General features: G+C 70.7%; 9 protein-coding genes. 3 read left to right on the forward strand and 6 right to left on the reverse strand.

Features of this window, described 5'->3' with window-relative positions; all coding sequences use genetic code 11:
• Nucleotides 1-3 precede the first annotated feature (3 nt).
• Nucleotides 4-708 (forward strand): DUF4328 domain-containing protein, encoded by a 705-nt coding sequence (locus tag ACOACQ_RS05175; protein ID WP_420287756.1) that lies wholly within the window; start codon nucleotides 4-6, stop codon nucleotides 706-708.
• Here ACOACQ_RS05175 and ACOACQ_RS05180 read toward each other — a convergent pair.
• The 3 genes from ACOACQ_RS05180 to ACOACQ_RS05190 are packed head-to-tail and all read right to left on the reverse strand — an operon-like array spanning nucleotide 705 to nucleotide 4,155.
• Nucleotides 705-1,922 (reverse strand): MFS transporter, encoded by a 1,218-nt coding sequence (locus ACOACQ_RS05180; RefSeq protein WP_378599314.1) that lies wholly within the window; start codon nucleotides 1,920-1,922, stop codon nucleotides 705-707. The two genes, ACOACQ_RS05175 and ACOACQ_RS05180, sit on opposite strands and share 4 nt — an antisense overlap.
• A gap of 29 nt (nucleotides 1,923-1,951) precedes the next feature.
• The gene (locus ACOACQ_RS05185; protein ID WP_420287757.1) at nucleotides 1,952-2,794 is read right to left on the reverse strand and encodes an SDR family oxidoreductase; all 843 of its coding nucleotides are present in this window, start codon (nucleotides 2,792-2,794) and stop codon (nucleotides 1,952-1,954) included.
• A 20-nt stretch (nucleotides 2,795-2,814) separates the two neighbouring features.
• Complete coding sequence (locus tag ACOACQ_RS05190) at nucleotides 2,815-4,155, reverse strand: cytochrome P450 (RefSeq protein ID WP_420287758.1); 1,341 nt, start codon at nucleotides 4,153-4,155, stop codon at nucleotides 2,815-2,817.
• A 114-nt stretch (nucleotides 4,156-4,269) separates the two neighbouring features.
• Between ACOACQ_RS05190 and ACOACQ_RS05195 the strand changes: the two genes are divergently transcribed.
• Nucleotides 4,270-4,872, forward strand: a complete 603-nt coding sequence (locus ACOACQ_RS05195) for a TetR/AcrR family transcriptional regulator (protein ID WP_420287759.1) — start codon at nucleotides 4,270-4,272, stop codon at nucleotides 4,870-4,872.
• Nucleotides 4,873-4,886: 14 nt separating this feature from the next.
• Here ACOACQ_RS05195 and ACOACQ_RS05200 read toward each other — a convergent pair whose 3' ends face one another.
• Nucleotides 4,887-8,414 (reverse strand): ATP-binding cassette domain-containing protein, encoded by a 3,528-nt coding sequence (locus ACOACQ_RS05200; protein WP_420287760.1) that lies wholly within the window; start codon nucleotides 8,412-8,414, stop codon nucleotides 4,887-4,889.
• Between the two features lie 219 nt (nucleotides 8,415-8,633).
• Nucleotides 8,634-10,823 carry an NADP-dependent isocitrate dehydrogenase gene (locus tag ACOACQ_RS05205; RefSeq protein WP_420287761.1) on the reverse strand — a complete coding sequence of 730 codons (2,190 nt, stop codon included), beginning with the start codon at nucleotides 10,821-10,823 and terminating at the stop codon, nucleotides 8,634-8,636.
• 169 nt (nucleotides 10,824-10,992) lie between these two features.
• On the opposite strand from ACOACQ_RS05205, the gene ACOACQ_RS05210 reads away from it, so the two are divergent.
• Nucleotides 10,993-11,961 (forward strand): MIP/aquaporin family protein, encoded by a 969-nt coding sequence (locus tag ACOACQ_RS05210; RefSeq protein ID WP_420287762.1) that lies wholly within the window; start codon nucleotides 10,993-10,995, stop codon nucleotides 11,959-11,961.
• 152 nt (nucleotides 11,962-12,113) lie between these two features.
• On the opposite strand, the gene ACOACQ_RS05215 is transcribed toward ACOACQ_RS05210, so the two are convergent.
• Nucleotides 12,114-12,881, reverse strand: coding sequence for a hypothetical protein (locus ACOACQ_RS05215; RefSeq protein WP_420287763.1), 768 nt, complete (start codon nucleotides 12,879-12,881; stop codon nucleotides 12,114-12,116).
• Nucleotides 12,882-12,962: the final 81 nt, after the last annotated feature.

Below are 12,962 nucleotides of genomic sequence, written 5' to 3' on the forward strand. Positions count from 1 at the left end.
CTCATGACTGAGCCCTCTCGGGAGCCTTCGCCGTGGCCCGGCCCGGCGTATCCGGCCACTCCGCCCTCCGGTGCCGCGTGGCCCGCTGCCCCGCAACGCAGCGCCCCGACGGCGCTGGCCGTCGCGAGCGGGGTGCTCGCGATCGTCCTGGCCCTCCTCGCGGTCGTCATCGCCATCGCCTCGGGTCCCGCCTCGAAGGAGTTCGCTGACGCGGCCCGCGCCGGCTACAGCACCTACGACGTCTTCACCTCGTACGACGGCCTCGCGCTACTGCTCTTCCCCTTCTTGATCGGGGCGTACGTCGTGTCCTGCCTGTGGCTGCAGTTCGCCCGCGCCAACACCATGGCGATCGCCCCGCGCGTCCCCCACCAACGCGGTCGGGTCTGGGTGTGGCTGGGCTGGTGGGTCCCGATCGTGTCCCTGTGGTTCCCGTTCCAGGTGGTCCGCGACGTGCAGGACGCCAGCCGCCCGGAGGGTCGAACTGTCGGGCTCGGGCTCTGGTGGGCGGCCTGGCTGGTCTACCTCTTCGGCAGCCGCGTGGCCGCGTCGGCGTCGACCTCGACCGACCCGGGCTTCATCGAGGCGCTGCCGACCATCGAGTGGATCAACGCCGGCGCTCTCGCCGTCGCCTGCGTGCAGTGGTGCCGGATCCTGTACGTGACCACGACCAACCAGCAGCGGGCGCTGGCGTCCGCGGCGGCGCGCTAGGCAGTTGCGCTGCGGCGGTGCACGACCGCCGAGACGAGCAGGATCGCGACACCGACGGCGGCAAGCCCGGCACCGACGAGCGCCGGCGCGCGGTAGCCGTACCCGGCGGCGATGACCAGGCCACCGAGCCAGGCGCCCAGCGCGTTGGCGATGTTGAGCGCGGCGTGGTTCATCGCGGCACCGAGCGTGACCGCTCCCCCGGCCACGTCCATCAGTCGCAGCTGGAGGTTGACCACCAGCACCGAACCGGTGGCGGTGACCAGGAACGCGACGGGCAGCAGGCCCCATCCGGTGGGCGCGGCGACGTAGTAGACGAGCATCAGCACGATGCCGGTCGCGCCGGACAGGATCAGGCTGCGATACACCGACCACGCGGCGAGCTCGCCCGCCAGCCAGGTGCCGACGACCATGCCGAGCCCGAGCGCCAGCACGAACACGGGAACCGTGCCGCGCTCGAGACCACCGACGGCAGTGACCGTCTTGGCGATGTAGGAGTAGACCGCGAACATCCCGCCGAAGCCGACCGCACCGACGGCCATCGTGAGCCAGACCTGCAGGCTGCCGAAGAACTCACGGGCTTCCTTGCGGCCGCTGGCCTCCGCGTCGCCCGGCACCGACGGCACGGCCGCCAGCACCATGGCCATGGTCGCCAGGGCGAGCAGGCCGCCGAGGAGGTACGTCGCCCGCCAGCCGACCTGCTGGCCGAGGAAGGTGGCCAGCGGGACGCCGACGACGTTCGCGATCGAGAGGCCGAGCATCACGCTCGCGATGGCGCGGCCGCGGCGTTCGGGCGTCACGAGGCTGGCCGCCACGAGGCTCGCCACCCCGAAGTAGGCGCCGTGCGGCAGGCCGTCGAGGAACCGGGCAACCGTGAGCACCTCGAAGCTCGGGGCGAACGCGCTGAGCAGGTTGAAGGCGCCGTACGCGCCCATCAGCCAGACGAGCATCGCCCGACGCGGCAGCGCCGCCCCGAAGAACGCCAGGATCGGTACGCCGACCACGACACCGATCGCGTAGGCGGAGATGATGTGGCCGGCCGTCGGCACGGAGACGTCGACGCCCTCGGCCACCTCGGGCAGCACGCCCATCGTCATGAACTCGGTGGTACCGATGGTGAAACCGCCGACCGCGAGCGCCAGGATCGCCAGCGCGGGTCGGGCGTGGGACACCGCCGGGCTGGCCTCGGTCGAGGTCGTCGTCGGCGTAGAAGTCACGTGGGATCGTAACCGGGCCAGCCGCTGGACTATTCCTTCGCGTCGCGCGCCCCGCGGCGCGCGCGCTCCTCGTAGGCGGCGCGTGCAGCCGTATCGGCCGAGCTCAACACGTCGCCGGCCTTGGTCGCGCGGGACATGGCGTCCTGGACGAATCGGGGCAGGGCCAGCGCCGACTTGCCCAGGCCCTGGGTCCAGCGCGGGACCCACATCTCTGCACGTGGCTTGAGCACCGCGGCCTCGATCACCGCAGCGACGTCCTCGGCCGTCACCGGCTTGATGCCTCGGGCGGCCGGCACGCCGGATGCGAGCTCGGTCTGGACCACCGTCGGCAGGACCACCGTGACGTCGATCCCGTCTGCCGCCAGCTCCTGCCGGATGGCCTCGCTGAAACCGACCACGGCGAACTTCGATGCCGAGTAGGTCGCTCCGTGCGACACGGCGACCCGACCGACGGCCGAGGCCACGTTGACCACATGGCCCCGACCCCGGTCGACCATGCCCGGCACGACGGCCTTGGTCCCGTTGATCACGCCGTGGACATTGACGTCCATGATCGTGCGGGCGACGCTCTCGGGCTCCTTGAGGACGGAGCCGAGCGGCATGATCCCGGCGTTGTTGACGAGCACGTCCCACGGGCCGAGGTGATCGACCTCGGCAAGGAACGCCGTCCACGACTCGACGTCACTGACGTCCAGGCGCGCGGCGGCGACGTTGCCGTCGTACGCGCTGGCCACCTCGGTCACCAACGCGAGGTCGAGGTCGCCGACAGCCACCTTTGCGCCCTGACGGGCGAAGCGGTCGACGGTGGCCCGGCCGATGCCGCGCGCACCTCCGGTGACGATGATGGACAGTCCTGCAAGGGAGCTGGACACGGGATTCCTCCGGTTGGTTTTCAGAGTCGGACGAGGTCGATGGGCTGGCCGTCCTTCGGGAACGGCAGTGAGTGGTTGTCCAGGGGCGCGACGTAGCCGGGGTCCACGCTCCAGCGACGGGTGCGCAGGACGTGGTGCATGATCGCCTTCACCTCGGCGCCGGCGAAGTACAGGCCGATGCACTTGTGGACCCCACCGCCGAAGGGCGACCACGCATAGCGGTGCGCCTTGTCCTCGCGGCGCTCCGTCCCGAACCGGTCGGGGTCGAAGCGGGTGGGGTCGGTCCACAGCTCCGGCATCAGGTGGGAGTGCTGGACGCCGATCGCCACCTGCGTGCCCTCGGGGATGCGTACGCCCTGGACGACGGTGTCCTTGACAGTCGCCCGCGCGAGCATGGGCACAGGAGCACGGAGCCGGAGGCTTTCCTTCATCACCAGGTCGAGCGAGGTCAGCTGATCCAGCTCCGCCAGCGTCGGAGAGTCGCCGAGTGCCATCGACTCCGCGCGACAGCGCTCCTGCCACGCCGGATGCTGGCCCAGGTGCTGGAGCATCGTGGAGGTGGTGATCGTCGAGGTGTCGTGCGCAGCCATCATCAGGAAGATCATGTGGTTGACGACGTCGTCGTCGCTGAAGCGTTCGCCGTCGCCGGTCTCGATGTGGCAGAGCACCGAGAAGAGGTCGTCGCTGCGCGTCGCCCGCTTCGCCGGCAGGTAGTGGCGCAGGAACTCCTCCAGCACGGCCCGGCCGCGATGGGCCCGGCCCCAGCGGGTCATCGGGACGTTGCCGCGGACCACTCCGGACGCCGCCTGCACGCAGGCGATGAAGGCGAGGTTGACCCGCTCCATCTGGGCCGCCGAGGTGTCCTCGGCGCCGCCCATGAAGATGTCGGCGGCGATGTCGAGCGTGAGCTGCTTGAGCGCCGGGTAGCAGCGGAAGCCGGGTCCGCCCTGCCAGGCATCGATGCCCTGGGCGATCGCCGGGTGCATCGGCTCGACGTACGACGCGAGCCGGTCGCGAGTGAAGGCCTCCTGCATGATCCGCCGGTGCACGTGATGCTCCTCGAAGTCCAGGAGCATCAGTCCCCGGTTGAAGAACGGACCGACCAGTCGACCCCAGGCCGGCCCGTTGGCGAACGCCTTGTCTGCGTTGCGAAACGCCTCTTCGCAGGCATCGGGCCCGAGCAGCATCACGAACGTCTGGCCCAGGAAGGGAAAGGGCGAGACAGGTCCATAGGTGTCCCACTGGTGCTGCATCAGCGCCACCGGATCACGGGCGTAGTCGGCCACCCGGCCGAAGAAGGGCAGGCCCCTGTCGCCGCGCTGGACGACCGGAAGGTCGCGTGCTTGCTGTGCTGCCGTCATTCGCCGACCTCCTCGGTTGCGACCTCGTTGCCGCACCTCTGCTGGCACAGCCTCATTCAGGAAGTACGCCCTGTCAACCTTCTCTTCCGGGATTGGACGTGCAAGGCTGGGGACGTGGCCGTGCAGTCGGGGATCTACAAGGGCGTGAGCGCCGCAGAGCGTGCTGACGCCCGCAGGGGTCGCCTGCTCGACGCCACGCTGTCAGTCTGGGCTGACCCCGGGACACGTACGACGATGACCGCCGTGTGCGGAGAAGCAGGCCTCAGCGAGCGCTACTTCTACGAGAGCTTCACCGGCCTCGACGAGGCCCAGCGCGCGGTGCTCGAAGCGGTCGCCACCGAGATCGAGACGACGGCCCTGGCCGCTGCCGACATGGCCGGCGATGACCCCACGCAACGGATCCGGGCGGCGGTGGCGGCTTTCATCGACCTGCTGGTTGCTGACCCCCGCAAGGGACGCGTGGCCATCATCGAGGCAGGGGCCATGCCGGCCCTCCGCTCGCGCCGCACCGAACTGCTGCGCCACTTCGCGCACCTCGCCGCCGAGCAGGCCCACGACCTGCACCGTCCGCTCCGCCACGAGGACGAACTGGCTGGCCTGCTGTTCATCGGGGGCATGGCCGAGCTCGTCACGGCGTGGCTCGACGGCGCCGTCACGGCCTCGCCCGAGGAGCTCGTCGAGACAGCGAGTCGAAGCTTCCTCGGACTCGACGGCTGACCTCACTGGTTGACTCAGCCCGCGAGGTGGCCCCAGTCGGGGGCGAGGTCGACCCACGGACCGACGGCAGCGACCTCGCCGTCGACCAGCACCACGACCCGGTCGGCCTGCGCGAGCGCGGCCCGCTTCGAGGTCGCCCCGATGACGGTCGTGTGGCGCTCGCGGAGCGCCGCCCAGAGCTCGACCTCGGTCGCGGCGTCCAGGGCACTGGAGACGTCGTCGGCGAGCAGCAGCTCGGTGTCGGCCGCGAGGGCGCGCGCCAGCGCCAGGCGCTGGACCTGGCCACCGGACAGCCGCACCCCGCGGTGGCCGACCACCGCATCGGCGCCACCGGCCTCGTCCACGTCCTGGGCCAGGCGCGCTGCCTGGACCGGGCGGTCGAAGGCGCGGTCGTGGCCCAGCCGGACGTTGTCGGAGAACGTGCCGGACAGCACCCGCGGGACCTGGGCGACGTGGCCGACCTGGCCCGGGCGCAGGAACACCTCCGGATCGGTGACCTGCTCGCCGTTCCAGCGCACCTCCCCCGTGTGGTCGATCAGGCCGGCCAGTGCGGACAGCAGGCTGGACTTGCCCGAGCCGACCTGACCCACGAGCAGGACCAGCTCGCCGCGTTCGACGGTGAGGTCGACGCCGGCGACACCGATGGTGCCGTCGTCGTGCAGTGCGGAGACGCCGCTCAGCTCGAGCCGTTCGAGGGGCACCCGCGCCGGCTCGACAGGGTCGGGAGCCGCTCCGGTCACCAGGTCGATGCCCGCAGGCAGCTCCATCAGGTCACGGCCCCCGGCGAACCGGCTGGTCGCGCGCTGCCAGGCACGCACGCCCGGCGCCTCGGTGACGACGGCGCCGGCCACCCGGCCGAACCAGTCGAAGCCGTTGACCGCGGTCGCGACCAGGAGGGCGGTGGCCAGGCCCCACACGTCGAGCCAGAAGAGCGCCCACGCCGTGACGACGCCGACCTGGACCATCACGATCGGCACGCCGTCGAGGAAGGCCTGCACGCGATGCTCGAAGACCGCCGCCTCGACCCGGCCGCTGTCGACCCTGCGCAGGTGCGCGTGGACGTCCGGCGTCCGGCCGGCGAGCTTGACGGTGCGCGCCGATTCCACGGCGGACACCAGCGCACGGCCGAAGCCGGCCCGGGCCGTCGAGGACCGGGCGGCCGACCGGCCGGCGATCGGCCGGCCCAGCGACGAGGCGAGGGCACTCGACGTCATCACGGCGAACAGCACCGCGCCGGCCAGCCACGTGCCACCGGCGATCATGGTGATGAACGCGATCAGGATGCCGTTGACGAAGTCGACCCAACGGTCGGAGTAGCGCGCGAAACGGTCAGCGTCCATCGACCGGGCGACCACTTCACCCGGGGGCGTGCGCGGCAACCGGTGGGTGCGGATCTGGCCGACCAGCACCGACATCCGCACGCGCAACATCACCTCGATCCACCACCGCGGGTAGCGACGGAAGGCGTCGGCGAGCAGGATCGGCGCGACCAGCAGGCCGGCCACCAGCAGGCCCGTCATCACGGTCGGCGTCTGCCCCGCGGCGAGCCGCTGGACGACCAGGCCCCACAGGAGTCCGGTGATCGCACCGAGCGGCGCGAAGATGCTGCCGCCGAGGAACAGCAGCACGGAGTAGATGCCCCACATCGGCCGCACCCACATCGCGTGCCACGTACCGCGGGTGAGCGTGGGGCCGGGGCCGATGGCCGGCCGTTCCGGCACAGGTCCGGTACGACGACGCCCACCCACCGACGCGCCGGGGTCTGCGTCCAATGACTCCTCGGCGGCGGGGCTGTCGTAGGGATCGGTCCCCGCGTTGGCCAGGCTGGCGGTGACGAGGCGGCGGAACGGGCCGTCGACCTCCGCGAGCGCAGCGCGCAGCCCCTGCTGGATGACACGGCCGTGGTCGAGGACCGCGACCATCTCGGCGCGCTCGATGGTGCCGAGCCGGTGCGCGACGAGCACGCCGGTGCGACCCTTGATCAGCCGGTCGGCGGCGGCGACGACGCGGGCCTCGGTGACCGGGTCCATCCGGGCGGTCGCTTCGTCCAGGACCACGACCTGGACGTGGCGGACCAGCAGGCGCGCGAAGGCGACGAGCTGCTCCTCTCCTGCCGACAGGCGGGTGCCGCCGGGGCCGAGCAGGGTGTCCAGGCCGTCGGGCAACCCGTCGACCCAGTCGGTGAGGCCGAGCTCGTCGACCGCTGCCTCGATCTCCTCGCAGGGAGTGTCGGAGAACAGTGCGATGTTCTCGGCGAGCGTGCCGGCGAGGATCTCGGTGCGCTGGGTGACCACCCCGACGCGACGCCGCAGCTCGTGGAGATCGAGGGTGGTGATGTCGATGCCGCCGAGGAAGATCGTGCCGGGCGGCGGGTCGACCGCGCGCGAGAGCAGCGAGGCGAGCGTCGACTTGCCCGAGCCGGTGCGACCGACGAGGGCGAGGGTGTGTCCGGCCTCGACGACCAGATGGACGTCGCGCAGTCCGAAGGTGCCCTCGGCGTAGGAGAAGTCGAGGCCCCGGATGCGCAGGTCGAGGGCGCCACCGGGCACCGGCTCGCCGCCGACCGGCTCGGCCTCGACACCGAGCAGCTGGCGCAGCCGCAGCACCGCGCCGAGCCCGGCCTGGATGTCGGGCAGCTGGTGGGCGAGCTGGTTGATCTGGCCGACGAAGATCGTGGTGACCAGGAACAGGGTGACCAGACGGGCCAGGCCGAGGTCGCCATGGCTGACCAGCGCGACACCCGACACGGCGACGGCGACCAGCAGCCCGTGGAGCAGCAGCCCGACCTTGATCGCGAGCCCGGCCTCGACCATCAGCACCCGCCGGAACTTCTCGTGCACGTCCGCCGACAGCTGCGCCAGGCGTCGTACGGCGAAGGCCTGGCCACGGCTCGTCCGCAGGTCGTCGCGCCCGGCAATGCCCTCCTCGAGTGCGGCGGCGTGGTCGGTCCACGCGGCCTCCTCGATCACCTTCAGCCGGGAGATCTGGATCAGCGACGGCTTCATCACCCACACCGTCACGGCGCCGACGACGGGGAACAGGATGGCCGCCGGCCACCAGGTCACCCCGGCGACGACCCACATCGGCACCGCGCCGAAGGTGGTCCGCATCGCCATCCAGATCTGCTGGCGCAGCAGGGTGCCGACCTCGTGGGTGTCGTCGTCGACCCGGTCCAGCACTTCGCCGACGGCCTGCTCGGTGAGGTGCTCCAGGGGTTGCTGCAGGGCGGCGCTCAGGAGGTCACCCCGCAGGCGTCCCTCGGCACGGTCGACCACCCCGGCCCAGACGATCCGGCCGGACGTGTCGACCAGTGCGGCGCCGACCACCAGCGCGGCGAGCCAGGCGACGAGCGTCCCGGTCGGGTGGTCAGCGAGCCGTCCGGCGACCACGGTGCCGAGCGCCTGGGCGAGGGCCCCGATGGCAACGGCGGCGACGGCGTACCCGGCCGCGCGACCGCGCATCCGGCGCCAGTCGACGCGACGCGCGGGATCGTCACTGACGGCCGCGGCGGGCGCAGCGGCCCGGGTCAACGTCGTCGTCACTGAATCGAGAGTAGTTGGCGGCATCGACAACCGCCTCCGAATGACCTGCTGTCCCGAAGGCGCAATTCAGGCAGGCTTGCCGCCAGGACGACGCAACCCAACGGAAAGTCAACTGCGCGCGCGGCAGCGCGGCGCCCGCGGCGAAGCCGCATCGAGCCGGCCCGCGGGCCCGAAGGGTCCGTGTGGCCGGCTCGATGGGCGACGCGCTCGCGCCATCAATCAGAAGGCGGCGAGGGCCCCGTTCAGCGTTGCGCTCGGGCGCATCACGGCGGACGTCTTCTCCGCGTCCGGGTGGTAGTAGCCACCGATGTCGGCCGGCGAACCCTGGACCGCGATCAGCTCGGCCGCGATCTTGTCCTCGTTCGCACGAAGCGTCTCGGCGAGCGTCTTGAACAGGGCAGCCAGGTCGGCGTCCTCGGTCTGCGCAGCGATCTCCTCGGCCCAGTAGAGCGCCAGGTAGAAGTGCGAGCCGCGGTTGTCCGTGGTGCCGAGCTTGCGGCCGGGCGAGCGGTCCTCGTCGAGGAACGTGCCCGTGGCCCGGTCGAGGGCGTCGGCCAGGATCTGCGCAGCCGGGGCGCCGGCCTGCTCGGCGTACTTCTCCAGCGAGGGAACGAGGGCGAAGAACTCGCCGAGCGAGTCCCAGCGCAGGTAGTTCTCGTTGACGAGCTGCTCGACGTGCTTGGGCGCCGAACCGCCGGCGCCGGTCTCGAAGAGGCCACCGCCCGCGATCAGCGGGACGACCGACAGCATCTTGGCCGAGGTGCCGAGCTCGAGGATCGGGAACAGGTCGGTGTTGTAGTCACGCAGCACGTTGCCGGTCACCGAGATCGTGTCCTCGCCCTTGCGCAGGCGCTCGAGGGAGTAGGTGCAGGCGAGCTCGGGCGAGAGGACCTGGATCTCGAGGCCGTCGGTGTCGTGGTCGGCGAGGTAGGTGCGGACCTTCTTGATGATCTCGGCGTCGTGGGCGCGCGACTCGTTGAGCCAGAAGATCGCCGGCGTCGAGGATGCACGGGCACGGGTGACCGCGAGCTTCACCCAGTCCTGGACCGGGATGTCCTTGGTCTGGCAGGCACGCCAGATGTCGCCGGCCTCGACGTCGTGCTCGATCAGCACGTCACCGTTCGACGCCAGGACGCGGACGGTGCCGTTCTGGGCGATCTCGAAGGTCTTGTCGTGCGAGCCGTACTCCTCGGCCGCCTGGGCCATCAGGCCGACGTTGGGAACCGTGCCGATGGTGGCCGGGTCGAGCGGACCGTTGCGCTTCACGTCGTCGAGGACGGCCTGGTAGACGCCGGCGTACGACGAGTCCGGGATGACCGCGAGGGTGTCGTCCTCGCCGCCGTCGGAGCCCCACAGGCGGCCGCCGTTGCGGACCAGGGCGGGCATGGAGGCGTCCACGATCACGTCGGAGGGCACGTGCAGGTTCGTGATGCCCTTGTCGGAGTTCGTGTAGGACAGGCGCGGACCCGAGGCGAGGGCGGCGTCGAAGGCGGCCTTGATCTCGGCGCCGTTCGGCAGTGCGTCCAGGCCGGACAGGATGGCACCGAGGCCGTCGTTGGCCGACAGGCCCGCGGCAGCCAGATCGGCGCCGTACTTCTCGAAGACGTCAGCGAAGTAGGCCTTCACGACGTGTCCGAAGATGATCGGGTCGGAGACCTTCATCATCGTGGCCTTGAGGTGCAGCGAGAACAGCACGTCGTCGGCCTTGGCCCTGGCGAGCGCGTTGGCGAGGAAGGCCTGCAGGTGCGCGGCCTCCATCTTCGTGCCGTCGACGATCTCGCCGGCCAGGACCTTGAGGCCCTCCTTGAGCACGATGGTGTCGCCGGCGGACGTCTCGAGGACGATCGACAGGGTGTCGTCCTGGGCGAGGGTCACGGACTTCTCGTTGTGCGCGAAGTCGTTGTCCTTCATGGTCGCGACGTTGGTCTTCGACCCCTCGGGGAACGGCTTGTTCGTGTGGGGGTGCTTCTTCGCGTAGTTCTTCACCGACGCGGGGGCACGACGGTCGGAGTTGCCCTCACGCAGGACCGGGTTGACCGCGGAGCCCTTGATCTTGTCGTACTTGGCGCGGACCGCCTTCTCCTCGTCGGTCGCGGGCGCCTCCGGGTAGTCCGGAATGTCGAAGCCCTGGCCCTGCAGCTCCTTGATCGCGCCCTTGAGCTGCGGGATCGAGGCGGAGACGTTGGGGAGCTTGATGATGTTGGCCTCGGGCGTCTTGGCCAGCTCACCGAGCTCGGTCAGGGCGTCGTCGGCGAGGCCGAACTGGGCGAGGATCCGCGCAGCCACGGAGATGTCGCGCGTCTCGAACGCGACACCTGCCTTGGCGGCGTACGCCTCGACGATCGGGAGGAAGGAGTACGTCGCGAGCAGCGGCGCCTCGTCGGTGTGGGTGTAGATGATGCTCGACATTCCGGGCGTCGCTCCTGGGCCGTGGGATGGGATTCTTGACGTCAAGATACCTGACGCGTGGGACCGGCGTCCCGTTCGACCCCCACCCTAGTGATTAGAGTGAATGGCGTAACCCGGTTCGCTTTCGGGACCCGATCCGAGGAAGAGAAGAGATATGACTGACGTAGCCATGGCTGACGCCTCCGTCGAAGCACCACCGACCACGGTCCACAAGCTCCTGGCCGAGTTCATCGGCACCTTCGCGCTCGTCCTGATCGGCTGCGGCGTCGCCGTGGTCAACAGCGGCGAGATCGTCCAGACCGGCCTGGCGTTCGGCCTGACCGTGACCCTGATGGCCTACGCCTTCGGACGGGTCTCCGGCGGCCACTTCAACCCTGCCGTCTCGGTGGGCGCGGCGCTGGGCGGCCGTACGTCGTGGAAGGACGCGATCACCTACATCGGCGCCCAGATCGCCGGCGGCATCGCCGGCGCACTCGTGCTGATGATCCTGCTGCTCGGGATCGACGGCTTCGAGGCGTTCGACGTCGACGCTCCGCTCGGCACGAACGGCTTCAGCGCCGGTGGCTACGACTACGCGTGGTGGGCGGCGTTCCTCATCGAGGTCATCTTCACGTTCCTGTTCGTCTTCGTGATCCTCGCCGTCACCGACAAGCGCAACGCCGCGAACGCGATGATGGCGCCGCTGGCCATCGGTGTGACCCTCGCGGTCATCCACTTCATGCTGATCCCGCTGACCGGCACCTCGCTCAACCCGGCGCGTTCGATCGGCCCGGCCATCTTCAGCGGCGGCGACTGGCTCGTCCAGCTCTGGCCGTTCATCCCCGCCCCGCTCATCGGCGGTGCGGTGGCCGGTCTGCTCTACCCGCTCCTGTTCGGCCACGGCGAGGACCCGGTCCCCGGATCGGGCCTGAACTTCGGCAGCGGCGGCTCCTCCAACCCGGCGTTCACGCAGCAGTGGAACCAGGGGCAGGTGGCCCCGGGTGCACCGGCGGAGCAGCCGATCATCCAGGACGGCTGGCAGTGGGACCCCGCCTCGCAGCAGTGGATCCCCGCGCAGCCCGCGGCGCCGCAGGCACCGCAGGCCGGTGGCTGGGCTCCGCCCGCCAGCGACCAGACGCAGGTGCGTCCCCCGCAGTGACATTGGGTCGAGCGCGTCTCCGGCGTTGATCCGGGCGAGCAAGCTCGCCTTCGACGCCTCCCGCCGCGCTGCCGACCGGGAACTCGACATCGGTCGAGCGCTAACTCCCCACGGGGCCTGTCTTCATGACGGGCCCCGTGGTCATTTCCGGGCTACTCCTGCGTGAAGGACACGAGTACGACGACCTCGTCGCCACCCGCGGTCGTCTCCTCGCGAATCAGGCCGGTGCCCTTCGCGTACAGCTTGTGCTCGACCAGGCCCGGCTCCAGCGGCGTGGTGTCCTCGGTCTCCAGCAGGTCCTCGAACGTTCCGGCCGGGACCGTCGCCGTGGCATCGAGCGCCAGCACGGCCGCCTGGTCCTCGGCCTCTCCGCGCAGGTACTCCATCTTGTAGCCGTCGCCGATCCGTGGGGCGGCCGCCATCGCGAGGCCGGCCTCGGCCCCATCGACCCCGGCCTCCCAGGAACCTTCGGTGGAGGTCTCGCCTTCGTCGTACTCCGTCGTGGCCTCGCCGAGGTACCAGACATTGCCGGCCGTGTCCTGGGCGAACCAGTCGAAGGTGTCCTCGACCAGCTCCCCCTCGGCGTCGGTGACGACGTCGTGGACGACGGTCGCGGTGACACCGCCGATCGTGCGGGTCTCGTCGAGGACGGTGACCGTGATCTTCTCCTCGCCGTCGCTCGACGTCGAGGAGTAGACCCACACGTTGCCGGGCACCAGCGGCAGCCAGGGGTTGTCGATGCGCGGCACGAAGTCCGCCGCGGTCAGGGCCGGCGTCGGGATCTCGAGTCCGTCGACGCCCGTGGGCGGGCTCGGCTCGGAAGCCGAACCGCAGCCCGAGAGCGCGGTCGCGACCAGCGCAGCAGCGACCACCGACGACCGACCGCGCGCCCACCCTTGCGTCCACCCCTGGGTCCACATGGAGCCATCGTCTCGCATCCCTGCCCGGGTCCCCACGCCCGCCCGAGCGCTGCTAGCGTCGCTGGCGTCCGCACGTATCCC

The sequence above is a fragment of the Nocardioides sp. CPCC 206347 genome (assembly GCF_048654605.1).
Taxonomy (GTDB): domain Bacteria; phylum Actinomycetota; class Actinomycetes; order Propionibacteriales; family Nocardioidaceae; genus Nocardioides.

What these genes read in the sequence shown, in the direction of transcription:
- ACOACQ_RS05175 (WP_420287756.1), top strand. Translation starts at nt 4, where the DNA reads ATGACTGAGCCCTCTCGGGAGCCTTCGCCGTGGCCCGGCCCGGCGTAT.
- ACOACQ_RS05190 (WP_420287758.1), bottom strand. Translation starts at nt 4,155, where the DNA reads ATGACGGCAGCACAGCAAGCACGCGACCTTCCGGTCGTCCAGCGCGGC.
- ACOACQ_RS05205 (WP_420287761.1), bottom strand. Translation starts at nt 10,823, where the DNA reads ATGTCGAGCATCATCTACACCCACACCGACGAGGCGCCGCTGCTCGCG.
- ACOACQ_RS05210 (WP_420287762.1), top strand. Translation starts at nt 10,993, where the DNA reads ATGGCTGACGCCTCCGTCGAAGCACCACCGACCACGGTCCACAAGCTC.
- ACOACQ_RS05215 (WP_420287763.1), bottom strand. Translation starts at nt 12,881, where the DNA reads ATGTGGACCCAGGGGTGGACGCAAGGGTGGGCGCGCGGTCGGTCGTCG.